Origin of the sequence: Mangrovicoccus sp. HB161399, from assembly GCF_013184745.1 — a bacterium.
Classification (GTDB): domain Bacteria; phylum Pseudomonadota; class Alphaproteobacteria; order Rhodobacterales; family Rhodobacteraceae; genus Mangrovicoccus.
In genome coordinates this window covers 35,705-60,686 of record NZ_JAATVU010000001.1, presented here as the reverse complement: position 1 = coordinate 60,686, position 24,982 = coordinate 35,705, and the positions used below count along the sequence as shown (strand labels likewise).

Here is a 24,982-nt window from a genome sequence, read left to right as displayed (position 1 = left end):
AGAGCGGTCAGGACCCGGCCCGGGCGGCCGTCAGATCGATGGAGACCTTCACCGCAAATCCAAGCGAGCCTTCGTCGTTGTAGCTCGCCGTGCCGATCGCGAAATCGCGGCGGTCGATCACTGTCTCGCCCTTGGCGTGCGCCTTGCCGTCCTGCATGTCCAGCGAGAAGGGCAGGCTGACCGGTACCGTGGCGCCCTTCAGGTCGAGCGTTCCCTCGGCGAGATAGCTGCCGTCTTCCTGCTTGGTCAGGCCGGCGTCGAAGGTGGCCGCGGGAAAGCCCTGCGCATCGAAGAATTCCGGACCCATCGCCTGGTCGGTGACGGTGCCGAGCGTCAGGCTTGGTATTGCGATCTGAACGGTCGCATGGCCTGCCGGGCCGGGACCGGCATCGGGATCGAAGGCGATCGATGCGGTCCAATCGGCGAAGCTGCCGGTCACATCTGACCCGAACTGTCGTACGCTGATCGACAGTGTTCCCTGCTGAACCGTCCAGTCGCTGGCCTGCTGTTCCAGCGCGGGCCGCGTTGCGGTGCCTGCGCCGCCGCGGGGCAGGCCCTGCAGCGTGCCGACGGCGATGGCGGCAACCCAGACGGCCAGCGCGGCCACGGCCGGGGCGCCGGAATGGCGGGCCGGCGGCACGTCGATTGCGGGCCGTCCCGGGAGCATCCGGCGCAGCGTGCCGTCACGGTCGATCAGGTGGTGCTTGAGCGCCCCGGCGACATGCAGCGCGACGGCGCCGGCCAGCACCCAGACGAAGACCGAATGCAGGCTGGAGAACAGCCCCGCCACGGCCGGGCTTTTGGGCACGAAGGGCAGCGACTGTCCGAAAGGCCACCAGATCGGCGCGAAGCCCTCGGTGGCGGCATGGCCGATCCAGCCCGAGAGCGGTGCCAGCACCAGCGCGCCGTAGAGCGCCCAGTGCACGGTCTCGGCGGCGAAGCTCTCCAGCTTGCGCTCGGGATGCAGCAGTCCGGGCTTCGGCTGGACCAGCGCCCAGAGGATGCGGACCAGCGCCACGAAGAACACCGCCACGCCGAGCGTCTTGTGCACCGAGAACAGCGTCGCCTTGACCGCCAGCTCCGCCGACGTGCCGTAGGGCCATTCATGGGCGATCAGCCCCAGGGGCCAGAGGGACAGGATCAGCAGGGCGGTGAGCCAGTGGAGGGACTTGGCGACGCTGCCATAGCGCTCGCCCGTGTTGCGGAGCTGAGAATCGGACATGGGGCACTCCCGGAAAGAACAGGTGCCCCACAGCTACCGCGGAACGGGCCGTGGCCCAATCCGCGCTGCGCGCACATCTCCCCTGCATTTCCGGTCAGAGAGAGGTGATCGCGAGAAAGAGCAGGAAGTTGATCGTGACCAGAGAGGCGGCGGTCGCCATCACCTGGGCCGCCGAGGCCAGGGTCTCGCCGCCATGGCGCGCGGCGAAGAGGGTGAAGATGGTGAACATCGGCACCCCGGCGAACAGCATCCCGCCGATCACCGTCTCGTGGTCCAGTCCCGGCAGCGCGGAGAGCACCAGATAGACGGCCAGCGGATGCAGCAGCAGCTTGGCGAAGGTGATCGCCGCCACCGGCACGCCCGCGCCGCGCACGCTTTCATGCGCGATGAAGCCGCCGACCAGCATCAGCGACATCACCGGCGCGGCCGAGACGATCATCCCCATGGTGCGCGCGATCGGGGCGGGCGGCTCCAGCCCGGTCACCGACACGGCCAGTCCTGCCACCAGCCCGATCATCAGCGGCGAGCGCGCCATGCCGGCCAGCACGCCGCGAAGCGACGCGAGGAAGCTGCCCGCGCGCTGGTCGGCGCTTTCGGCCAGCGACACGCAGAGCGGGATGACCACCATGTTCTCCGCCAGCAGGATCCAGGCGAAGATCGTCGCCGCCGCGTCCGGCCCCAGCGCGATCGCCGCCACCGGCAGGCCGAAGAAGGCGCTGTTGGAGCTGCCGCAGCCCAGCCCGAGGATGATCGCGCGCCCCGGCGGGTGGCCGTAGAGGCGGCGCATCACCTGGGTCATCGCGGCGATCACCAGGAAGGAGGCGGCGGAATAGCCCGCCACGAAGCTCCAGTTCAGCAGCAGCAGCTCGCCCGGCTTCGACACCGCGGCGAAGATCAGCACCGGCAGGCACACCTTCAGCGCGAACTGTCCGACGCCGCCCAGGTTCTCGGGCGGCAGGTATCCCGACCGCACGACGGCAAAGCCCGCGGCGATCAGCAGGTAGAGCGGCACGGCCAGCAGGAAGACGTCCAGCATGTCAGTCCGTCGCCCCCGGCTGGGTGTCGCGTGCCGGGCAGGGGTGCAGGGTCATCGGGTCTCGCAAGGCAGGGCGGGGCGGCGGCCCCGGTCATTGCGCTACCGGTAACATCCTTGCGGGCGGCGCGTCGATGGGGCCGCACGGCTAGCGGGCGGCTTGGGGCGCCGCGTCGCAGGGCGCCGCCCTCGTTTCCGGTTGCGCCGCGAGATTGCAACGCGCCGCGGCATTGGCTAATCCGCTGCGCAGACCACGGAACGGAAGAACGGAACAGCTGGAGGAGCTCGCCATGACGCGCGCATATGTGTTTCCCGGGCAGGGTGCCCAGACCATCGGCATGGGCAAGGCGCTGGCCGAGGCCTATCCCGGCGCGAAGGCCGTGTTCGACGAGGTGGACGAGGCCCTGGGCGAAAAGCTCTCCGCGCTCGTCTGGGACGGCGACATCGCCGAACTGACGCTGACGCAGAATGCCCAGCCCGCGTTGATGGCCTGCTCGCTGGCCGCGGTGCGCGCGCTCGAGGCCGAAGGCTGGGAAATCGGCACGGGCGCCTATGTGGCCGGCCACAGCTTGGGCGAGTATTCCGCGCTGGCCGCGTCGGGCGCTCTGAGCGTCGCCGATACCGCGCGGATGCTGCGCGCCCGCGGCGCGGCGATGCAGGCGGCGGTGCCGGTGGGCGCCGGTGCCATGGCGGCGCTGCTGGGGCTCGACTTCGCCGCGGCGGCCGCCGTTGCCGAGGAGGCGGCGCAGGGCGAAGTTTGCCAGGCGGCGAATGACAACGATCCCGGCCAGGTCGTGGTCTCGGGCCACAAGGCGGCGGTCGAGCGCGCCGTGGAAATCGCCAAGGGCAAGGGCGCCAAGCGCGCCGTGATGCTGCCGGTCTCCGCGCCCTTCCACTGCGCGCTGATGCAGCCCGCGGCCGAGGCGATGGCTGCCAAGCTGTCCGAGGTGGAGATTCGCGCGCCGGCCGTGCCGGTGGTCCAGAACACCCTGGCCGAGGCGGTCAGCGATCCCGAGACGATCCGGGCCGAGCTGGTGCGGCAGGTGACCGGCTCGGTGCGCTGGCGCGAGAGCGTCGCCTGGATGGCGGCGCAGGGGGTCGACGAGATCTGGGAAATCGGCGCTGGCAAGGCGCTGTCGGGGATGATCCGCCGGATCGAGCGCTCCATCGCCTGCAAGGCCGTCGGCACGCCCGAAGACGTCAAGTCGGTTCTGGCGCTGGCCTGAGCCGGAAAAGGCAGCGGGCCCGGAAGGGCCCGCGATTGCCGTGCTCCATGCCTGTCCGGATGGGGCTCAGCAGTTCCTGAGTTGCCCGCGCAGGCGCAGCGCGCCCATCAGCCCCGCCCCGGAAAGCAGCATCCACGCGCTGGCCGGAACCGGCACGGCGGCATAGTTCGTGGCGATCCGGTAGGTCAGGGTGGTGTTCGTCAGATCCGCAGTTGTCAGGTCGTTGTAATAGACCGCGGCGGCCTGCTGGGCGTAGAGGATCTCGCTGTCCGGCAGGGTCGGTCCGCCCACCTGGATGACGCTGGTGATCACCTCGTCCACATGCTCCATCGGGATGTCGAAGAGCCCCATCTTGATGCCGATGAACGGCAGGCCCTGCGTCATGTCGATCTCCAGGTTCCGTCCCAGATCCGGCAGGCCGTTGTTCAGCGCCAGTTCGTCGGGCCCGTAGAGGTTGAAGATCAGCTGGAATTCGCGGCTGGAGATCCAGTTGGTGCTGAGATGGCCGATGCTGACGGTGGCCGGGCCCCAGGTCGATCCGCCCGATTGCAGCGTCATCTGCGCGGTGATTTCCATGCTGATTTCGCGTTCGCCCGCCGTGGCATCCGGGAACCGGGTCACGCCGCTTCCGCTGGTCCGGAACGCGTTCTCGTCGAAGGCCGCGGTGAATCCTGTCCCGGGAAGCTGTGCCGAGATCGCAGCGTCTATCCCGGTGACGGAGCCCGCCGCGTAATAGTCGTCGCCATTTAGCACCGTGGCAGTCGCCGGGGCGGTGAAGGAGAATGCGGCGAGGAGGACGCCGCATGAAATGAGGTTGCTCTGTTTCTTCATGTCACCTATCGCAAGTGATTTCGGAGACGTTCCGCAACCATGCGGACATAACCGGAAGACGCAGAACAATCTCCAGATACATATTCACATCGAGGATGGTTGGATCGTCGATTCAATTCAACCCGCAATTGTTCATTCAGCAAGAATTTTCGGAGAAATGCATCTTTCCGCGGGAAAGGCATCTGCGATGCGGGGAGGCTGCGCCCTCCGGCGACGGACGATTCGATCCGCGGCGGCCCAGCCGGTCAGGAATTCCGGCGTGCCGCAGCTTTTTGTCCGCCCCGGCCGGCCCGGGGATTGCGCCGGCTTCCGCGGCTGGGGTAGGGCAGTCGGCAACGTGACAAGACGGGGCAGAGGACACGACATGTTCGATCTGAGCGGAAAGACGGCGCTGATCACCGGCGCATCGGGCGGCATCGGCGCGGAAATCGCCAGGGCACTCCACGGCGCGGGGGCCACGGTCGGCCTCTCGGGCACGCGGGTCGAACCGCTGGAGGCGCTGGCGGCGCAACTGGGCGAGCGCGCGCATGTGCTGCCCTGCAACCTGTCGGATGCCGAGGCCGTCACCGCGCTGCCGAAGCAGGCGGCAGAGGCGATGGGATCGGTCGACATTCTCGTCAACAATGCCGGGATCACCCGCGACAACCTCTTCATGCGGATGTCGGACGACGAGTGGGCGAGCGTGATCGAGGTCAACCTGACCTCCACCATGCGGCTCTGCAAGGGCGTGCTGCGCGGCATGATGAAGGCGCGCTGGGGCCGGATCGTCAACATCTCCTCCATCGTCGGCGCGACCGGCAATCCGGGCCAGGGCAACTATGCCGCCGCCAAGGCCGGCATGATCGGCATGGGCAAGTCGCTGGCCTACGAGGTGGCGAGCCGCGGCATCACCGTCAACGCCGTGGCGCCGGGCTTCATCCAGACCGCGATGACCGACAAGCTGAACGACGACCAGAAGGCCGCCATCATGGGCCAGATCCCGGCGGGCCGCATGGGCACGCCGGAAGAGATCGCGGCCGCCGTGCTCTATCTCGCCAGCCCCGAAGCGGCCTATGTGACCGGCGCGACGCTGCATGTGAACGGCGGCATGGCCATGCTCTGATGACCTGTCGCAGGGGCAGCTCCGGGCGGGGGCGAAAGCGTTTGCCTTGCCCGGCTCCTGTGCTATAGGCGCGCAAGATTTTTCCGGGGATGGCGTCCAGATGGGCGGCTTTCCGGAGGGGTCCGGGGCTGCGGCGCTTCTCTGGCGCCCGGTCCCGCAAAAGGGTCAGAGGGCCCGCAGAATACGGTATTCGGGCACCCGCCCTGAGAGAAAAATGAGGAACCGAAGATGAGCGACATCATCGAGCGCGTCAAAGCGATCGTCGTAGAGCAGCTGGGTGTTGAAGAAGAGAAGGTCAACGAGCAGGCGTCGTTCATCGACGATCTCGGTGCCGACTCCCTCGACACGGTGGAACTGGTGATGCGGTTCGAAGAAGAGTTCGGGATCGAGATTCCGGACGATGCCGCCGAGAAGATCCAGACCTTCGGCGATGCCGTCTCCTTCATCGAGAAGGCCCAGGCCTGATCCGATCGATCGGACGCTGACGTCGCGAATGGCACCCTCGGGGTGCCATTTTGCGTTTCAAGGGGGGCTCGTTCCCAGCAGGCCGAGGTTCGCCGCTTCCGCCAGCTGAGTTGGATGAGGATGGGGCAGGGGCGGCACGATCGCTGCAGGGGCGGCAGCAGACCCGCTTCCGGCCCGTCCTGGCTGCAGGCAAGGTTCGGCGCCGCGTCCCGGCCCGCCGGCGGCCATGCGCGAATCTCCCTGACCGCGTCATCGCGCATGTCCCGGCCCCATGGCCGCCAACGGCGGCTGGCAGGTCATGCACCGTGCAGCGTGTTTTCCCGCATTCCGCCGTCACGCCCGGGAAAACGGCGCTCTCCGCCGGCGGGACTTGAGCGGGACAGGCTGCGGCCGCTTTCCGCGGGCCAATGCGGCGGGCACAGTCCGCAGGCGGGCAGCGATGGCGGCGGGACCCGCGACTGAAAACCGGCGGCGGGCCGGGAATGGCTTGGCCGGGCCGGTCCGCCATGCCGACGCAGCACGTTGCGGATCGGGCGGACGGGCGCCGTGCACCCCGCGCCGCCACCGGGACCATGTTCGGCGCGCGGTCGGCGCAGGCGGAGCCGTCCAGACCGGCCTCCCCCTCTCAGGTCCGCTTACGCAGCCTGCCCTCCGCAGACCGGGTCTCCGCCCCCCGCATGCGCCCGCCGGGCCCCGGCAGGATCCGCCTGATGGGAGCGTCTTCGCCTATGGCTCCTCCAACCGGCCGCGGCAATCCTGGCAGTGGCATCCGGGTGGTCCGGGAGGCGCGCCATTGCATGGAGAATCCGGCGGCGGCTGTCCGGTTTGCGACACTGTCCGGCTGCGCCCCGGCCCGGATCCCCGTGGAGGCGGACCCGGCATGGCCCGTGCTTGGCCAATTCTGCGCGTGGAACAGGAGGTGCGTCATGATCGGAACGGCAATCGTGGGCGGCGGGCTGGCAGGGCTGGCCCTGGCCGCGGAACTGGCTGACGAAGGGCAGGAGGTCCTGCTTTTCGAGGCGCGGGAAAGGCTCGGCGGCCGGGTGCTGACCGTTGCCGATCCCGGAACCGGGCTGGCGCTCGACATGGGGCCGGCCTGGTACTGGCCGGACCAGCCGCTGATGGCGGCGCTGGTGGCGAAGCTCGGCCTGTCTGCGGTGCCGCAGCATGACGGCGGATCGAACCTGATCCTGCGCGATGCCGAGGGCGGACCGGAGCCCGACGGCGCGGATCCGGTCCATGGCGGCGCGCTGCGCGTGGCCGAGGGGCTGGGCGCGGCGGTAGCGGGGCTGGCGGCACGGGTCGGGGCGGAACGCATCCGGCCGGGCCATGTGCTGGCCTCGGTGACGGATTGCGGCGGCCATGTGCGGCTGGGCTTCGCGGATGGCAGCGAGGCGGAGGCGCAGCGCGTGGTGCTGGCCCTGCCGCCGCGGCTGATCGCCGAGACGGTGCGCTTCGAGCCGGAGATGCCGCTGGAGCGGCTGGCGGAGATGCCGACCTGGATGGCACCGGTGGCCAAGGCGGCCGTGACCTGGCCCGGCGCGCCCTGGCGCGCCGAGGGGCAGTCGGGCAACGCCACCGTCACCCATGACCGCGCGGTGCTGCACGAGACTTTCGACCTGAGCGCGCCGGAGGGCGTCCCGGGCGCGCTCGGCGGCTTCCTTGCGCTCGACCCCGGCACGCGGGCGCAGTTCGGCGCCGGGCTGCCGATGCTGATCTCCAGCCAGATGACCCAGATCTTCGGCAAGGCGCTCGAAGGCGGGATGCCCTTCTTCCGGGACTGGGCAGCCGAGCCCTTCACCTGTTCCGCGCGCGACCTCGCCGATCCGGCGGCCCGCCGCAGCGCCGCCCCGGCCTTCCTGCGCCGCGCGCATTGGCAGGGGCGGCTCTATTTCGCCGGAACCGAGACCGCGGGGCGCGATCCGGGCCACATGGAGGGCGCTCTGGAGTCGGCCGAGCGGGTGCTGCGCCAGATCGCGCTGGCGCCGCCGGTCCGTCCCGCGGCGGAGGAGGAGGGGCTGATGGGCTTTGCGGGCTGGCTTGAGGCGCGCGAGACCGCCGCCTTCGACGTCTACCGCCACCACCTGAACCAGCGGCTGTCGCGCCAGCAGGGCACGATGGTCACCCGCTTCGCGGCGCTGGACAGCGTCGAGGCCTTCTTCGGCGAGGCGATCGGCGTGCTCTCGGCCGTGCCCTTCCCCGAGGAGGAGATCGGCGCCGACGGGGCGCGGGCCGAGGTGGTGAAGCATGTAGGCACGATGGCGAAGAGCTTCCTCAACCGCCATCTGGGCGAGATCCTCGCCTTCAACCGGTCGTCCTGCGCGCTGCGGAACTTCCCGGCCGAACACGAGTTGCCCGTCGACTACGTGCAGGCGATCCTGGGCGATGTCTCGCGCGCGGGGGGCGGCTTTCTCGCCGAGGTCGACGGGCTTCTGCGCGCCCGCGCCGCGGCGGCCTGAGCCGTCCGGTCCGCGGTTTCCCGCCCGTTTGGGGCGGGGAAGCCGCACCGGGGCGGGTTCCGCAGGGTCTTGCGCTTGCCGCATCGCGCGCCACAGGGTATCAGGCGCCGGAGCGCTAATGAGAACGGGAGCAGACCATGCGTCGGGTAGTCGTGACGGGATTGGGAATGGTGTCGCCGCTGGCCTGCGGGGTCGAGGAGACCTGGACCCGCCTTCTGGCCGGACAGTCGGGGGCAGGCACGATCGGCAAGTTCGATGCGGGCCACCTTGCGACCACCTATGCCTGCGAGGTGCCCTATGGCGACGGCACGGACGGCACCTTCAATCCCGACCACTGGATGCAGGCCAAGGAGGCCCGCAAGGTCGACGAATTCATCCTCTTCGGGGTGGCCGCGGCCGAGCAGGCGGTGAAGGATTCCGGCTGGATGCCGGAGGATGACGAGGGCAGGGAACGCACCGGCGTCCTGATCGGCTCGGGCATCGGCGGCCTGTCGACCATCGCCGACACCGCGATCCTGCTGAAGGAGCGCGGCCCGCGCCGCGTGTCGCCGTTCTTCATCCCCGGCTCGCTGATCAACCTGATCTCGGGCCAGGTGTCCATCCGCTACGGCTTCAAGGGCCCGAACCACGCGGTCGTCACCGCCTGCTCGACCGGTGCGCATGCGATCGGCGACGCGTCGCGGCTGATCCAGCTCGGCGATGCCGACGTGATGATCGCCGGCGGCGCCGAATCCGCGATCTGCGAACTGGGCATCGCGGGCTTCAACGCCTGCAAGGCGCTGTCGACCAAGCGCGGCAACGAGCCCGAGCGGGCCAGCCGTCCCTATGACGCCGACCGCGACGGCTTCGTCATGGGCGAAGGCGCGGGGGTCGTCGTGCTGGAGGAATACGAGCACGCGGTCGCGCGGGGCGCCAAGATCTATGCGGAAATCCTCGGCTACGGCCTGTCGGGCGATGCCTACCACATCACCGCGCCCTCCGAGGACGGCGACGGCGCCAAGCGCGCCATGACCGCGGCGATCAAGCGGGCGGGCATCCTGCCCTCGGCGATCGACTACATCAATGCCCACGGCACCTCGACCATGGCCGACACGATCGAGCTGGGCGCGGTCGAGGCGATCCTGGGCGATGCGGCCTCCAAGGCCACGATGTCCTCGACCAAGTCCTCCATCGGCCACCTTCTGGGCGCCGCGGGCGCGGTCGAGGCGATCTTCTCGATCCTCGCGATCCGCGACCAGGTCGCGCCGCCCACCATCAACCTCGACAACCCGGCCGTGACGCCGAAGCTCAGCCTGGCGCCCAATGCCAAGGAAGAGCGCGAGATCAAGATCGCGCTGTCCAACAGCTTCGGCTTCGGCGGCACCAACGCGTCGCTCGTGATCGGCCAGGTCGCGGCCTGATGTGGAAATCCGTTGCGTCCAACTTCCTGACGCTGCTGATCATCGCCCTGATGGCGCTGTCCGGCGCCATCTACTGGGCGCAGCGCAGCTGGGTCACGCCAGGCCCGCTGGCTGACGCGGTCTGCATCAGCGTGCCGCGCGGCGGCACCATGACCAGCGTGTCCCAGCAGCTCGAGGACATGGGGGCGGTCGCCAATGGCCGCATCTTCCGCCTCGGCTCGGACTATACCGAGCGCAGCGCCAAGCTGAAGGCGGGGAATTTCCTCGTGCCGGCCGGCGCCTCGATGGAGCAGATCTCGGACCTGCTGACCGCCACCGGGCAGAGCACCTGCGGCGCCGAGGTCAACTACCGCATCGGCGTCACCCTGACCGAGCTGCAGCTGCGCGAGATCGCGCCGGAAACCGGCCGCTACGAGGTCGTGGCCGAATTCCAGCCCGACGCGCCGAAACCGGAAGCTTACCAGCGCTTCCTCGACCAGGGATTCGGCGGCTTCCGCGTCACCGTGGCCGAGGGCGTGACCTCCTGGCAGGTCTGGAACGCGCTGGAGAAGCTCGACATCCTCGACGGCAGCGTCGACTTCGTGCCCGGCGAGGGCACTCTGGCGCCGGGCAGCTACGACATAGCGCCGGGCGACCTGCGCGGCGACATCCTGGCCGAGATGGAAGAGCGCCAGACAGGGATCCTCGACGAAGCCTGGGCGTCGCGCTCCGAAGGGCTGCCCTACGAGACGGTGGAAGAGGCGCTGACCATGGCCTCCATCGTCGAGAAGGAGACCGGCGTGGACGGCGAGCGGCCGACGGTCGCCTCGGTCTTCGTCAACCGGCTGGAACAGGGCATGCGGCTGCAGACCGACCCGACGGTGATCTACGGCATCACCGAGGGCAAGAGCGTGCTCGGCCGCGGCCTGCGCGCCAGCGAACTGCGCCGCTTCACGCCCTACAACACCTATGCGGTGGACGGGCTGCCGCCGGGGCCGATCGCCAATCCCGGCCGCCTGGCCATCGAGGCGGCGCTGCATCCGGCGCAGACCGACTACCTCTACTTCGTCGCCGACGGCACCGGCGGGCACGTGTTCTCCAGCACGCTGGCAGAGCACAACGCGAATGTCCGCAAATGGCGCGAGATCGAGCGCGAAAGGCTTCAGCAGACCGGGCAATAATGCCCGGCCTGCCTAAGGCGCAGCTGTCTGGGAAGGTGCTGCCTCGCTGGCACGGCACCGCAGTGCCGTGCAATTCCTGGTAATCGGCACGCCGGAAAATTAGCCAGGGAGCTGTACCTCCCTGGCTGGAAGGTTCTGCAAAGCACAATTTTATCAAGATGTTGCGGAGCCTAGGGCTCCCCAAACGCCTAAACTAAATACATTCTTAACGTGTGATGAGGCGGCTGGTAAGCTATCGTTTCCGATAGGTAAGGATTCCCGGCCGTGTCCGCAGTGAATGCGATCATCGACATCGCCGACATGTTCGGCGCGGAAGCGGCCACCGGCGAGGCCGGCTGGCTGGCGACGCAGCGCGCGGCGGAGCGTCTCGGCCTCGCGGCGGTCAATGCGGCCGGGGTCTTCACCCGCTCCGGGGAACCGGTCTGGATCCGCTACGGCATGCAGGCCGACTGGGTCGAATCCTACACCTCCGGGCGGATGTACGAGGTTGACCCGGTGATCGGCTGGATCGCGTCCGACAGCCTGTCCGGGCAGTTCTGCTGCGCCGACGTCCGCGCTGCCGCGCCGCGCCGCCAGGCGGCGGAAATGGCCGATCTGCTGGAGGACTACCGCTACCGCCACCTGCTGGGCCGCAAATGGGTCGAGGGGCCGATCACCAAGACAGTCCTGTTCTGCACCGAAGACCCGGCCGAAGCGGTGCTGCCGCCGGAAACGCTGGCGATCCTTCCCGCGGTCTCGGCGATGATGGCCGGGCGGCTCAACGCGCCGCAGGACTGCGCAGGCTTCCTCGGCATGGCCTACCGGCCGCTGAGCGGGCGGGAGAAGGACGTGCTGAGCTATCTCGCAGCCGGGCTCGACAACAACCAGATCGCCGCCCGGCTGGGGCTCGCCGAGGTGACGGTGCGGATGCACATGTCGCGGGCGCGGAAGAAGATGGGGGCGGCGACGCGCGAGCAGGCGCTGGCGCTGGCGATGGCGCGGGGCATGCTCGACCTGTGATCTGCCGGGCCGCGGCAGGGGCGGCGGCCCGGCGGCGGTTCAGAAGCTTGCCGTCAGGCCCAGCCAGAGGCGGCGGCCTTCGCCGACGGTGTTGCTGTCGCCGCTTTCGATCTCGATGTCCGCGAGGTTGTAGATTGCTGCGTTCAGCGTCAGGTTGTCGTTGAACGCGTAGGAGGCGCCGATGTCGATCGTGGTGTAGGCGTCGTACTTGTACGCAATCACGTTGCCGTCGCTGTCGGTCCGGTAGGCCGTGCCGTTGTCGCCGATCCGCGCGCCCGCATTGATTTCCTCGCCGTGATAGGTCGCGCGCCCCCAGGCATCTAGCCCGTCGACCGGCGTCTGCCAGTCGGCCCGGATCGAGGCCTGGTGCTCGGGCGTCCGCGCCAGCGGCAGCCCTTCGTACTCGCCGGTCTCCTGCTCGCTTTCCGTATAGGTGTAGGTGGCCCGCCAGGACAGCACGGCGCTCATGTCCCAGGTCGCCGCCAGTTCCACGCCCTCGATGGTCGCGTCCTGCACGTTGCGGTACTGCCAGAGATTGCGGGTGACGCCGTCCACCTCGATCGTGTCGCCGGTGTTGTAGCTTTCGATCTTGTCTTTGAAGTCGGTGTGGTAGGCGGTGGCGCTGAGCTGCCAGACGCTGTCGGTCCAGATCGCGCCCAGCTCGTAGCTGGTGGAGGTTTCCGGCTTCAGGTCGGGATCGCCGACGATCACGCCGCGGCCGCCCTGGGTGGCGTAGTAGTAGCCCTCGGTGGTCTGGCGGATCTCCGGCGCCTTGTAGCCGGTGGAGACGCCGCCCTTCACCGTCAGCCGGTCGGTGGCGGTCCAGACGCCGTAGATGCGCGGGGTCCAGTAGCCGCCGAAATTCTCGTGCTCGGTATAGCGCGCGCCCAGCGTCAGGGCGAAGTCGGGGACGATCTTCCATTCGTCCTCGGCGAAGAGCGCCCATTGCCAGGCCGAGAATTCCTGCTGCGAGTCGTCCTGCGTGCCGGAATTCTGGTCCTTGAGCACGGCATCGAAATACTGCCCGCCGAAGACCAGCGTGTGCTCGCCCAGGCCGGAAAAGGGCTGGGTGAACTTGGCGTCGAGGACCGAGTTGGCGATCTCGGGATGGCGGTCCGACTTGACCAGGCTTTCGCCCGCATCGGCGCTCCAGGTGTTGCGCTCTCCGGTCTCCCGCTGGAAGGACAGGTCGGCCTCCGTGCTGCCCCAGCTGCCGCGGTAGCCCAGCATCCAGTGCTCCCGCGTGTGGCGGTTCTTGGCGTCGCCGTCGCCCTCGGCCACGGACTTGCCGTCGGTGGTGGTGTTCTGCACCCGGGTGCGGCCGATCTCGGCCTGGAATTCATGGTCCTGCGACGGCGTCCAAGTCAGCCGCGCGGTCATGTCCTCGTCCTCGGATTCGGCATTGCCGTCGAGAACGCCGCTTTCGCCCTGCCAGTAGTTGCGGCCCCAGAGCTGCAGCCCCAGCTTGTCCTGCACAAGCGGGCCCGCAAGGTAGAAGCTCTGCTGCGCGGAGGCGGCGTCGCGGCTGTGCTCGGGCATGGTGCCCTCGACGGTCACCGAGCCGCTCCAGACCGGGCTGACCTTCTTGGTGATGATGTTGATCACCCCGCCCATGGCGTCGGAGCCGTAGAGCGAGGACATCGGCCCGCGCACGATCTCCACCCGCTCGATCGCGGCGACCGGGGGGATCCAGCTCTGCTCGAAGCCCGAGGAGCCGTTGGGGCGGCTCTCGCGGGTGCCCTGGCGGCGGCCGTCGACCAGGATCAGCGTGTAGCTGCCGGGCAGGCCGCGGATGAAGATATCGGATTCGTCCGCCGTGCCGGTGGTCGCCACGCCCTGCACGCCGGTCAGGATGTCGGTCAGGTCGGTGACGTTCTGGCGCTCCAGTTCCTCGCCGGGGATCACGGTGACCGAGGCGGGGGCGTCCTCGACGCTCTGGGCGAAGCCGCCGGCGGTGACGGTGATGTCGCCGAGCATGGTCAGCCCGTCTTCCTGCGCCGCGGCGGGCAGCGCGCTGCAGAGCAGTCCGAAGGCGGTCGTGGTCAGGAAGGGCGGGCGCGGCAGGACAGCGCCGCCCGCGGCAGGGCGGGTCGGGATCATCTCGGCAAACTCCGTGGGATCGGGGAGGGGATCTGCCTGGGCGCGCCTCTGCGGCGCAGCCTTGGTGGATTTCGGCCACTAGTCGAGCAAAACGGTCGGGATTGTCAAGGCAATGTGACTGTGCGCTTTTGCAGTGGCCTTGTGCAGCGGAACCGGATAACGGGGAGCGCCTGCAAACGGAGGGAGCCCATGGCCTATTCGGACTTCTCGCGCGCCATCAAGATCGCGCCGTCGATCCTGTCGGCGGATTTCGCCAATTTCGGTGCGGAGATCCGCGCCATCGAGGCGCAGGGCGCCGATTGGGTCCATGTCGACGTGATGGACGGCCACTTCGTGCCGAACCTGACCTTCGGCCCGCCCGCGGTGAAGGCCTTCCGCCCGCATGTGGAGACGGTGATGGACGTCCACCTGATGATCCAGCCGGTCGATCCCTATATCGACGCCTTCGCCGAGGCGGGCGCCGACATCCTGACCGCCCATGTCGAGGCCGGGCCGCATATCCACCGCACGCTGCAGGCGATCCGCGCTGCGGGGATGAAGGCGGGCGTCGCGCTGAATCCCGGCACCCCTGCGGAGGCTGTCGCCCATCTGCTGGACCTGACGGACCTCGTCTGCGTGATGACCGTGAACCCGGGCTTCGGCGGCCAGAAGTTCATCGACATGACCGCCAAGGTCCGCGCGCTGCGCACGATGATCGGCGACCGTCCGGTGCATATCGAGATCGACGGCGGCGTGACTCCGGAAACCGCGCCCCTGGTGGCGGGGGCAGGCGCCGACGTCCTGGTCGCGGGCTCCGCGGTCTTCAAGGGCGGCTCGGTCGCCGATCCGGCGCCCTACGGCGCCAATATCGCGGCGATCCGCGCGGCTGCCGGCGCCGCGGCCTGATCCCGGCGGGACGGGCGGCACGCCGCCCTCCCAATGCCGCCCGCCCTGCGCGCCCGGGCGGCGCGCTGTGGCCGCCGCGACACGGTCGGCCGCCTGCCGCCCGCCCTGCGGCACTCAGGCCCCGGCGGTCCGATTTTCCGAGGAAAACAGGTCTAAATTTTAGGCAGCCTGCCTGCGCCGCCTCGGCCGCGGCGGCGGGGGCACTGGCGTCATCGATTATTCTGTGAAAGCGTGCCGGACAAAGAAGGGTACGAGGGGCGCAGTTACTCATGTCGATCAAGGCCAGCATCTATCACCTGACCCATTACAAGTACGACCAGCCGGTGGTTCTGGGCCCCCAGGTCATCCGCCTGCGGCCGGCCCCGCATTCGAGGACGCGCGTTCTGACCCATTCGCTCAAGGTCAGTCCGTCCACCCATTTCGTCAACCACCAGCAGGACCCCTACGGCAACTGGCTGGCACGGTTCGTGTTTCCCGAACCGGTGCGCGAGCTGAAGATCGAGGTCGACCTTGTCGCCGACATGTCGGTCTACAACCCCTTCGACTTCTTCGTCGAGGAGCGCGCCGAGTTCTATCCGTTCGAATATCCCGAGGAGCTGCTCGAGGATCTGTCGATCTACATGAAGCCCGAGCCGGCCGGGCCTCACCTGAAGAAATTCCTCGAGGGCGTGCCGACGGAGAAGATGCGCTCGGTCGATTTCGTCGTCGACCTGAACCGCCGCATCAACGAGGCCGTCGAATATGTCGTCCGGCTGGAGCCGGGCGTCTACACCCCGGAAGAGACCTTCGAGAACGGCAAGGGATCGTGCCGCGACAGCTCCTGGCTGATGGTGCAGGCCCTGCGCAACCTCGGCCTCGCGGCGCGCTTCGTCTCGGGCTACCTGATCCAGCTGAAGCCCGACCTGAAGGCGCTGGACGGCCCCTCCGGCACCGAGGTCGACTTCACCGACCTGCATGCCTGGTGCGAGGTCTTCCTGCCGGGTGCGGGATGGATCGGATTCGATCCGACCTCCGGCCTCCTGACCGGCGAGAGCCACATCCCTCTGGCCGCCACGCCGCACTACAAGAACGCCGCGCCGATCTCGGGCGGGTTCTCGGCGCCGGACGACCTGGAGACCGAGTTCGACTTCGACATGCAGGTGACCCGGGTCGCCGAGCACCCGCGCATCACCAAGCCGTTTTCCGATGACAGCTGGGACGCGCTGAACGCGCTCGGCGCGCATGTCGACAAGAAGCTGGCCGAGAACGACGTCCGCCTGACCATGGGCGGCGAGCCGACCTTCGTGTCGATCGACGATTTCGAATCCGACGAATGGAACTCCGCCGCCGTCGGCCCGCAGAAGCGGGCGCTGGCCGATGTCCTGATCCGGCGGCTGCGCGAGAAATTCGCGCCCGGCGGCTTCCTGCATTACGGGCAGGGCAAGTGGTATCCGGGCGAGACCCTGCCGCGCTGGACCTTCTCCTGCTACTGGCGCCGCGACGGCAAGCCGATCTGGAACGATCCCGACCTGATCGCGCGCGAGCTGCCGGTCGCCGAGATCGAGAAGGAGGACGAGCCGACCTACGAGGATGCGGCGCAGCTAACCACGGCGATCGCCGAGGCGCTGGCGGTCGAGACCGGCAACATCATGCCCGCCTACGAGGACCCGGCCGAATGGCTGATCCGTGAAGGCCGCCTGCCGGACAATGTCGACCCCGAGAACTCGCATCTCGAGGATGCCGAGGAACGCCAGCGGATGCTGACGGTGTTCGAGCGCGGCCTGACCAAGCCGGTGGGCTACGTCCTTCCCGTGCAGCCCTGGCAGGTGAAGCACACCACCAGCCGCAAGTGGATGTCGGAGAAATGGAAGACCCGCCGCGGCAAGCTGTTCCTGGTCCCCGGCGACAGCCCGGTGGGCTACCGCCTGCCGCTGGGCGCGCTGCCCTACCTGTCCCCGGCCGAGTATCCCTACATCAACGAGGCGGACACCACGCTGGAACGGCCGCCGCTGCCCGACATCTCCAAGGAGATGGCCGAGCGGCTGGGTAAGGAATGGCTCGACCAGAAGGTCGCCACCGTCACCTACGAGACCGCAGAGAAGGACGGCCCGGTCCCGCAGAGCCTCTACGAGATCGACGGCCATGTCCGCACCGCCATCTCGGTGGAGCCGCGCGACGGCCGCCTGACGGTCTTCCTGCCGCCGGTCGTCTGGCTGGAGGACTATCTGGAGCTGGTCGCCGCCTCCGAGGCCGCGGCCAAGCGGCTGGGCATGCCGGTGCATATCGAGGGCTATCCGCCGCCCTCCGACCCGCGCCTGAACGTCATCAAGGTCACTCCCGATCCGGGCGTGCTGGAGGTCAACATCCAGCCCGCGTCGAACTGGGACGAGGCGCGCGAGATCACCGAGACGATCTACGAGGAGGCCCGCCAGAGCCGCCTCGGCGCCGACAAGTTCATGATCGACGGCAAGCATACCGGCACCGGCGGCGGCAACCATGTCGTCATCGGCGGCGCGACCATCATGGACAGCCCCTTCCTGCGCCGTCCGGACCTGCTGCGCTCGCTGATCCTGCACTGGCAGCGGCATCCGTCGCTGAGCTACATGTTCTCGGGCCTGTTCATCGGCCCGACCTCTCAGGCGCCGCGCGTCGACGAGGGCCGCGCGGATCACCTCTACGAGCTGGAAATCGCGCTTCAGCAGATCCCGGCGCCTTGGGAGGGCATGCCGCCCCTGCCGTGGCTGACCGACCGGCTGCTCAGGAACCTTCTGGTCGACGTCACCGGCAACACCCACCGGGCCGAGATCTGCATCGACAAGCTCTACTCGCCCGACGGCCCGACCGGCCGGCTCGGCCTGGTCGAGTTCCGCGGCTTCGAGATGCCCCCCAATGCGCGCATGTCGCTGGCGCAGCAGCTCCTGATCCGGGCGCTGATCGCGCGGTTCTGGGAAAGCCCGCTTTCCGGCAAGCTGACGCGCTGGGGCACGACGCTTCACGACCGGTTCATGCTTCCGCATTACCTCTGGGAGGACTTCAACGAAGTTCTGGCGGATCTGAACGAGCATGGCTATCCGATGCAGGCCGACTGGTACAAGGCGCAGGCCGAGTTCCGCTTCCCGTTCTGCGGGGAGGTCGAGGGGCCCGGCATCCACCTGGAACTGCGCCAGGCGCTCGAACCATGGCACGTGATGGGCGAGACCGGGGCGATCGGCGGCACGGTGCGCTACACCGACAGCTCCACCGAGCGTGCCCAGGTCAAGCTGACAACCTCGGACCCGTCGCGCTATACCGTGGCCTGCAACGGCCGCATCGTGCCGATGCAGAAGACGGCGGAGAACGGCGTGTCCGTGGGCGGGATCCGCTACAAGGCCTGGCAGGCGCCGCTGGCCATGCATCCGGTCGTGCCGCTGCACGTGCCGCTGACCATCGACGTGTTCGACACCTGGTCGAACCGCGCGATCGCGGGCTGCGTCTACCATGTTGCGCATCCGGGCGGACGGAACTACGACACATTCCCGGTCAACTCGAACGAGGCGGAGGCGCGCAGGCTGGCACGCTTCCAGCCGCATGGGCATACGCCGGGCCTTTACGTGCCGCCGATCGAGACGCCGCATCCGGAATTCCCGATGACGCTCGACCTTCGGCGCCTTGCCGGGATGTGATGATTGAGCACGCATGAAAAATCCGAGCGTCGCGGCGGGCTCGCGGCGTTCATCCGCGACTACCGGCCGACCGCGAACACTGCTGACGAACTGCTTGACCCGGCCGGACAGATGCGTCCGGCCTGGCGCGATTTCATCGGCCAGTTCGGGCGGCTTTCCAGCATGGACATCGAGCGCCGCTTCCACCGGGCGGAGCAGTACCTGCACGATGCCGGGGTGTACTACCGCGAATACGACCACGGGTTCTCGCGCGAGCGCGCCTGGCCGCTGAGCCATATCCCGGTCCTGCTCTCCGAGGAGGACTGGACCTCCATTTCCGAGGCGCTGGTGCAGCGCGCCGACCTGCTGGAGTCGATCCTCGCCGATCTCTACGGACCGAACCATCTGGTCGCGGACGGGCACCTGCCGGCCGCGCTGGTGGCCTCGATGCCCGAATGGCTGCGCCCGATGGTCGGGGTGGAGCCGCGCTCGGGCCATTTCCTGCATTTCATCGCCTTCGAGATCGGCCGCGGTCCGGACGGGCGCTGGTGGGTGCTGGGCGACCGCACGCAGGCCCCGACCGGGGCGGGATTCTCGGTGGAGAACCGCGTCGCGATGAGCCGGATGTTCCCGGAATACTTCGCCGACAAGACCGTGGCCAAGATCGGCGGCTTCTTCGCGGATTTCCGCGCTGCGCTGGAAAGCCTCTCGGACGAGACCGAGGGCGGGGTCGGCGTGCTGACGCCGGGCATGCTGAACCAGGGCTATTTCGAGCATGCCTATATCGCCCGCTACCTCGGCTTCATGCTTCTCGAGGGCGAGGATCTGGTGGTCCGCGACGGCCGCGTCATGGTCCGCACCGTCAACGGGCTGCAGCCGATCAGCGTGATCTGGCGGCGCATCGACAGCGCTTGGGCCGATCCGCTGGAACTGAACGAGGCCTCGCGCCTCGGCACGCCCGGTTTGGCAGGCGCCATCCGGCAGGGCTCGCTGACCATGGTCAACGCGCTCGGCTCGGGCGTGCTGGAGACGCGCGCGATGCTGGCCTTCATCCCGCGCATCTGCCAGGCGCTGACCGGCGAGCCGCTGAAGATGCCGAACATCGCCACCTGGTGGTGCGGGCAGGGGGCGGAGCGGTCGCACGTGCAGTCGAATACCGACCGGATGATGATCGCGCCGGCGCTGGCGACGCGGCTGCCGTTCGACACCGACGGCAAGACCGTGCTGGGCGGCAAGTTCCGCGGCTCCGCCAAGGAATCGATCTCCGACTGGATCGAGAACGAGGCCGGCAACCTCGTCGGCCAGGAGGCCGTGAGGCTGTCGACCACCCCGGCCTGGGACGGCGAGAAGCTGGTGCCGCGGCCGATGTCGCTGCGCATCTTCGCGGCGCGGACCAGCAAGGGCTGGGCGCTGATGCCCGGCGGCTATGCCCGCATCGGCCGCAACCAGGAGTCCACTGCGATCTCGCTGCAGAAGGGCGGTTCGGTTGCCGATGTCTGGCTGCTGTCGGATCCGCCCGGCTCGCAGACGGCGATCGCCGAGGCGCGCTCGGCGCTCGGCACCCGGCCGGATCTGAGCCTGCTGCCCAGCCGCGCCGCCGACAACCTCTACTGGCTCGGCCGCTATGTCGAGCGCGCCGAGGGCACGATGCGGATGCTGCGTGCCTACCATGTCCGGCTGGCGGAGAACGCCGCGGCCGACATGCCGCTGCAGCATGAGATCGGCAAGGCGCTGACCATCGGCGGGGTCGACGTGTCCCAGCCGGTGCCGCTGGCGCTGACCGACATGCTCGATGCCGCGGTGCAGAGTGCGGCGCAGGTGCGCGACCGCTTCTCCGTAGACGGCTGGCTGGCGCTGAAGGACCTGCAGGCCGCGGCGATGCTGCTGGCCGAGAACCACCGCAGCGACGAGGAGCCCCGCTCGGGCGACGACATCGCGCGCGAGATTTCCGGCCTGCTGCGCCAGATCACCGGCTTCTCGGGGCTGGTGCAGGACAACATGTACCGCTTCACCGGCTGGCGCTTCCTGTCGATCGGCCGCGCGCTGGAACGCGCCATGGACATCTGCGCGATGCTGGCGCGCTTCGCCGACCATTCCGCGCCCGAGGGCGGGCTCGACCTGGCGGTGGAGCTGGGCGACAGCGGCATCACCCACCGGCGGCGCTATACGATCGCGACCAACCGGCAGACGGTGATCGACCTGCTGGCGCTCGACGGGCGCAACCCGCGCGCGCTGCTCTACCAGCTCAACCGCATGCGCACGCTGTGCGAAAGGCTGCCCGGCGCCGACGTGCACGGGCGGCTGGCCGATTTCTACCGCGCGGTGATTCGGGTGCAGACCGATATCGAGCTGCAGCGCCCGCACACGCTGGACACCCAGGCGCTGTGGAAGACCCGCGGCGAGCTGATGGAGGTGTCGAACCTCCTGACCCAGCACTATTTCAGGTAAGGGGAGGACCGCGATGCCGACGCGCTACGACATCCGCCTGAAGATCTTCTATACCTATGGCCAGTCCACCAGCCTCGGCCATCACGTGATCCGCATGCAGCCGCTGGAGCTGCCGCGGCGCCAGCGGGTCTCGATCCGCCATCTCGACATCTCGCCGCGCCCGACGGAGCGCACCGAGGGCACCGATTTCTTCGGCAACCGCGTCGTTTCCGTGGGATTCGGCGGCCGTCCCTCGACCGGCATCGAGTTCCGGCTGAAGGCCTGGGTGGAACGGCGCAGCCAGCGGCCGGGGCTGGACATCAGCCCGACGCTGGCACGGCTTCCGGTCGAGCTGGCGGCGATCCGCGATCTCGACGGCAGCTCGCCGCACCATTTCGTGGCGCCCTCGCCGCGGGTCGGCTCGATCTCCGAGATCACCGCATTCGCGCGCGATCTCGTCCCGGCGGACATGACGGCCATGGAGGCTGTCACCCGCATGGGGCTGGCGATCCACGACGAAATGGACTTCCTGCCCGGCGCCACCGATGCCGACACGCCCCCGGCCGAGGCGTTCCGGCGGCGCAAGGGGGTCTGCCAGGACTATTCCCACATCATGATCGCCGGGCTGCGCGCGGTGGGCGTGCCCGCGGGCTATGTCTCGGGATTCCTGCGCACCATCCCGCCGGAGGGCCAGCAGCGGCTGGAGGGCGCGGATGCGATGCATGCCTGGGTTCGCGCCTGGTGCGGGCGCGAGATCGGCTGGATCGAGTACGATCCCACCAATGCGATGATGGCCAGCGAGGACCATATCGTCGTCGCCTACGGGCGCGACTATTCCGACGTGTCGCCGGTCAAGGGCGTCACGCGCATGTCGGGGGTCGGCGGCACCGGGCACAGCGTCGACGTGGTCGAGCTGCCCTCGGAGCCAGCCGGGGCGTGAGGGTCAGCAGACCCGGGGCAGGGCCTGCTCGGCATGGATGCCCAGCACGTGGATCAGCCCCGGATTGGCCTGGGTCAGTTCCGACAGCATGATGCCGTCCAGCGCGCCGTAGAAGGCCTCCACCGCATTGGCGAGCACGCCGCGCAGGCGGCAGTGGTCGACGATCGGGCAGTGGTTCTCGGCGCCCTCGAAGCACTCGGCGAAGGGCACGGTGCTTTCCAGGGCGCGAATCACTTCGCCGATGTCGATTTCCTCTGCCGGGCGGGCGAGGCGGAGCCCGCCGTTGCGGCCGCGGGTGGTCTGGATCACGCCCAGCTGCGACAGGACCACGATGACATGCGCCAGATGGTTTTCCGAAGCGTTGCAGGCGCGGGCCACTTCGGCCTTGCGGACCGTGCGATCGTCGTTGACGGCGCAGAACATAAGCGTCCGCATGGCCAGATTCGTGCGTAGCGTCAGTCTCATGTCTGCCTTGCTCCCTGTGAATGGCGGTAAAATCCGCGTGCACTCTGCACTGTCCGGGAAATTCAGACTTTGATCCTAATCAATTCCCGCGCGGGCTGCGGCGCAGCGCCGGCGGTTCGCAGATGCGGCGACGAAAGTAGGTATTTTTAGGGGGAATTGATTTGCCTGAGTCTGCAATCCATGCAGTATTGGATACATGACATTCCGGCGGGGCCGGAGCCAGCCTGGCATCAGACCGGGCGGCAAGGGACCCAGATGGCCGGAGCCCAGGGGAGGACGCGGACCGCCGGTCCGCGGGTAATATATGGCACAAGATTACTGGCGCGGTTCCGGCCGCAGCGGCGCATCCGAGAACTCGACCGGCGCACCGGGTCCTTCGGTGAAGGTCTGGCCGGGGCTCGAGGCCCGCAGCGGCAAGCGGTTCGTCTGGATGGCGCCTGCTTCCGGCGATGTCAGCACCCACGCCCGCGGCTCCGACCGGTTCCGCCACGGCCTTGAGCTCGGCATGGCTGCGGCCGAGGAGGCGCGCGCCGCCGCGCGGCTGCTCGACGTCGCGATCTGCCCGCGCCATCCCGGTGCTGCCGCTCGGCTGGTGCCGATGCTGTCGGATTTCCTCGGCTGCGACGAGTCGGAGATCGCCGCCGCGATGGAACACCAGCCCGGCTGGATCATGCGCCATGTGAGCCCCTCCGCGCTTGCCCGCCTGCAGCAGCAGTTCGCCGCGCGCGACGTCGCGGTTCGGATTTCCGATCCGGCCACGACGGCCTATGACCTCGACATCTCGCGGATGGACCGCCGGGCGCTGCCGATGCTGGCGCGGGAATGCCTGCGGCTCGGCGTCTGCGCCCATCTGCGCGCGCCGGTCGGCGGCGCGGTCGCCGCGCATCTGCTGGAGCGGTTCGAGCGGCACGGACTATCGGTGACGGACCGGGCCTTCCTGCCGCATTGCGTGCTGCTGACCCGCCTGCCAGGGCACCGCCACGGGCGCGGCGCGCTGGCGGCGCTGTCCGGCCTGCCGATGGACCAGATCCCGGATTCCCCGCGGGACCTGCCGCTGCTGCTGGATGCCGGTCTCGACCGCAACGAGGCGCGCGAGGCGATGGTCGCCTATACCGCGGCCGGCCTTGCCACCGTGGCGCTGTCGCGCCGCGAGCTGCCGCGCTGGCTCGAAACGGTGTTCTGTCCCGGCTCAGGCTGCAGCCGACGCCGGGAACAGCTCCTGCAGCAGATCGATGAAGGCGCGCAGCCGGTAGGTCAGCGACCGCGCTCCGGGATAGACCAGGCTCACCTCCACCGGAAGGCTGCTCCATTGCGGGAGATGGCGGACCAGCCGGCCGGAGGCAATGTCGTCCGCCACGAGATATTCCGGAAGAAGCGCCAGTCCCGCGCCTGAGATGACCGCGCTGTAGAGGCAGGGGTAGGAGGAGAAGCTCATCCCCCCTGCCACGCGCACGATCAGGTCTTCCTGGCCGTCGGTCAGGTGCCAGGTCTGGATCAGCCCGATCCCGTAGAGCGCGATCGGGTAATCCGCCAGCTGCCGCGGCGAAGCCGGGGGCTGCTGCAGCACGCCGGGCGCACCGACCAGGATGCGCGTGCTCTGGAAGAGCGGCCGGGAGACTTCGGCCCCGGTGCCGCCGCCGAGCCGGATCGCCGCGTCGAAGCCTTCCTCGTCCAGATCCGGCTGGCCGTCCGTCAGCACGATCTCCAGCGTCATCTCGGGATGGCGGCGGCGGCATTCCGCGGCCAGCGGCCCCAGGAAGGTCTGGCCGAAGAGCAGCGGCGCCGCGATCCGCAGATGGCCGCGCACCATGCCGTCGGTATCGCCCAGCGAGCGCGAGATGTCCTCGGCATCGGCCAGGATGCGCTCGGCCCGCGCCAGAACCAGCGCGCCCTCGGCCGTCAGCCGCAGCCGCCGCGTGGTCCGTTCGATCAGCCGCACGCCAAGATCCCGTTCCAGGTCCTGGATCCGTTTCGAGACGGTGGATTTCGGCGTGTTCAGCTTCCGGGCGGCGGCCGCAAAGGAGCCCTGCTCGATCACGGCGCTGAACTCTCTCAGAGCATTGAGATCCATGGGCTTTCTGTCTTCCATATCCTGAGGGGCGGACCCTGTCCGGCCATCCTTGCGGACGGCCGCTAGCCGCGGTCCTCCGTATCCATCCAGATCGTCACCGGACCGTCATTCACAAGATGCACCTGCATGTCGGCCCCGAAGACTCCGGTTTCCACGGGGATGCCGAGCGCAGACAGTTCGCGGGCGAATTGCTCGTAGAGCCGACGGCCGGTCTCCGGCGGTGCCGCGGCGGAGAATCCGGGACGGTTGCCCCGTCTGGTGTCTGCGGCCAGGGTGAACTGGCTGACAACTAGGATACCACCGGAGACGTCAAGAACGGAGCGATTCATTTTCCCCGCGGCGTCCTCGAAAATCCGCAGCTTCGACACTTTCGCGGCGAGCGGCGCCACGACCTCCTCGGTGTCGCCCGCCATGGCACAGGCCAGCACCAGTAGGCCGGGGCCGGTGCGTCCCTTGACCTCGCCGCCGACCTCGACGCGGGCTTCGGCGACGCGCTGGATCAGCAGGCGCATGGGGAACTTCCGTTAAGGGATGCCGGTGGGTCAAGGTGTCTCGATACCATGGGCTCTATTCGCGC

At 68.7% G+C, this 24,982-nt stretch carries 18 protein-coding genes; 11 read left to right on the top strand and 7 right to left on the bottom strand.

The window, feature by feature from the left end; all coding sequences use genetic code 11:
- Nucleotides 1-7: 7 nt before the first annotated feature.
- The gene (locus HCC78_RS00285; RefSeq protein WP_172326735.1) at nt 8-1,222 is read right to left on the bottom strand and encodes a cytochrome b/b6 domain-containing protein; all 1,215 of its coding nucleotides are present in this window, start codon (nt 1,220-1,222) and stop codon (nt 8-10) included.
- Nucleotides 1,223-1,316: 94 nt separating this feature from the next.
- Nucleotides 1,317-2,258, bottom strand: a complete 942-nt coding sequence (locus HCC78_RS00280; RefSeq protein ID WP_172326734.1) for an AEC family transporter — start codon at nt 2,256-2,258, stop codon at nt 1,317-1,319.
- Between the two features lie 287 nt (nt 2,259-2,545).
- On the opposite strand from HCC78_RS00280, the gene fabD reads away from it, so the two are divergent.
- Nucleotides 2,546-3,481: an ACP S-malonyltransferase gene (fabD, locus tag HCC78_RS00275; RefSeq protein ID WP_172326733.1), complete on the top strand. Its 936-nt coding sequence runs from the start codon at nt 2,546-2,548 to the stop codon at nt 3,479-3,481.
- Between the two features lie 66 nt (nt 3,482-3,547).
- Here fabD and HCC78_RS00270 read toward each other — a convergent pair whose 3' ends face one another.
- Complete coding sequence (locus HCC78_RS00270) at nt 3,548-4,312, bottom strand: VPLPA-CTERM sorting domain-containing protein (protein ID WP_172326732.1); 765 nt, start codon at nt 4,310-4,312, stop codon at nt 3,548-3,550.
- A 364-nt stretch (nt 4,313-4,676) separates the two neighbouring features.
- Here HCC78_RS00270 and fabG point away from each other — a divergent pair, with 364 nt between their 5' ends.
- From fabG to HCC78_RS00240, 6 genes are all read left to right on the top strand, one after another.
- Nucleotides 4,677-5,414 (top strand): 3-oxoacyl-ACP reductase FabG, encoded by a 738-nt coding sequence (gene fabG / locus HCC78_RS00265; protein ID WP_172326731.1) that lies wholly within the window; start codon nt 4,677-4,679, stop codon nt 5,412-5,414.
- Nucleotides 5,415-5,642: 228 nt separating this feature from the next.
- Nucleotides 5,643-5,879, top strand: a complete 237-nt coding sequence (locus tag HCC78_RS00260; RefSeq protein ID WP_172326730.1) for an acyl carrier protein — start codon at nt 5,643-5,645, stop codon at nt 5,877-5,879.
- Between the two features lie 926 nt (nt 5,880-6,805).
- Entirely contained in the window at nt 6,806-8,338 is a 1,533-nt protein-coding gene (locus HCC78_RS00255; protein ID WP_172326729.1) for an FAD-dependent oxidoreductase, read from the top strand.
- Between the two features lie 137 nt (nt 8,339-8,475).
- On the top strand, nt 8,476-9,738 hold the full coding sequence (gene fabF / locus HCC78_RS00250) for a beta-ketoacyl-ACP synthase II (protein WP_172326728.1): 1,263 nt from the start codon (nt 8,476-8,478) through the stop codon (nt 9,736-9,738).
- Nucleotides 9,738-10,898 carry an endolytic transglycosylase MltG gene (mltG, locus tag HCC78_RS00245; RefSeq protein WP_172326727.1) on the top strand — a complete coding sequence of 387 codons (1,161 nt, stop codon included), beginning with the start codon at nt 9,738-9,740 and terminating at the stop codon, nt 10,896-10,898. Before fabF ends, mltG begins: the two co-directional genes overlap by 1 nt.
- A 264-nt stretch (nt 10,899-11,162) precedes the next feature.
- Nucleotides 11,163-11,897 carry a LuxR C-terminal-related transcriptional regulator gene (locus tag HCC78_RS00240; RefSeq protein ID WP_172326726.1) on the top strand — a complete coding sequence of 245 codons (735 nt, stop codon included), beginning with the start codon at nt 11,163-11,165 and terminating at the stop codon, nt 11,895-11,897.
- Nucleotides 11,898-11,936: 39 nt separating this feature from the next.
- Here HCC78_RS00240 and HCC78_RS00235 read toward each other — a convergent pair whose 3' ends face one another.
- The gene (locus tag HCC78_RS00235; protein WP_216670975.1) at nt 11,937-13,997 is read right to left on the bottom strand and encodes a TonB-dependent receptor domain-containing protein; all 2,061 of its coding nucleotides are present in this window, start codon (nt 13,995-13,997) and stop codon (nt 11,937-11,939) included.
- Nucleotides 13,998-14,186: 189 nt separating this feature from the next.
- Between HCC78_RS00235 and rpe the strand changes: the two genes are divergently transcribed.
- The 4 genes from rpe to HCC78_RS00215 all read left to right on the top strand — a co-directional run bounded on the left by rpe (nt 14,187) and on the right by HCC78_RS00215 (nt 21,869).
- Entirely contained in the window at nt 14,187-14,882 is a 696-nt protein-coding gene (rpe, locus tag HCC78_RS00230; RefSeq protein ID WP_172326725.1) for a ribulose-phosphate 3-epimerase, read from the top strand.
- A 269-nt stretch (nt 14,883-15,151) separates the two neighbouring features.
- A complete protein-coding gene (locus HCC78_RS00225) occupies nt 15,152-18,523 on the top strand; it encodes a DUF2126 domain-containing protein (protein ID WP_172326724.1) in 3,372 nt (1,123 codons plus the stop codon).
- A 3-nt stretch (nt 18,524-18,526) separates the two neighbouring features.
- Nucleotides 18,527-20,950 carry a circularly permuted type 2 ATP-grasp protein gene (locus tag HCC78_RS00220; RefSeq protein WP_253948975.1) on the top strand — a complete coding sequence of 808 codons (2,424 nt, stop codon included), beginning with the start codon at nt 18,527-18,529 and terminating at the stop codon, nt 20,948-20,950.
- 13 nt (nt 20,951-20,963) lie between these two features.
- A complete protein-coding gene (locus HCC78_RS00215) occupies nt 20,964-21,869 on the top strand; it encodes a transglutaminase family protein (protein ID WP_172326723.1) in 906 nt (301 codons plus the stop codon).
- Nucleotides 21,870-21,872: 3 nt separating this feature from the next.
- Here HCC78_RS00215 and HCC78_RS00210 read toward each other — a convergent pair whose 3' ends face one another.
- The 3 genes from HCC78_RS00210 to dtd all read right to left on the bottom strand — a co-directional run bounded on the left by HCC78_RS00210 (nt 21,873) and on the right by dtd (nt 24,917).
- Complete coding sequence (locus HCC78_RS00210) at nt 21,873-22,334, bottom strand: Rrf2 family transcriptional regulator (RefSeq protein WP_172326722.1); 462 nt, start codon at nt 22,332-22,334, stop codon at nt 21,873-21,875.
- Between the two features lie 1,189 nt (nt 22,335-23,523).
- Nucleotides 23,524-24,405 (bottom strand): LysR family transcriptional regulator, encoded by an 882-nt coding sequence (locus HCC78_RS00205; protein WP_172326721.1) that lies wholly within the window; start codon nt 24,403-24,405, stop codon nt 23,524-23,526.
- A 62-nt stretch (nt 24,406-24,467) separates the two neighbouring features.
- Nucleotides 24,468-24,917 (bottom strand): D-aminoacyl-tRNA deacylase, encoded by a 450-nt coding sequence (dtd, locus tag HCC78_RS00200; RefSeq protein ID WP_172326720.1) that lies wholly within the window; start codon nt 24,915-24,917, stop codon nt 24,468-24,470.
- Between the last annotated feature and the right edge of the window lie 65 nt (nt 24,918-24,982).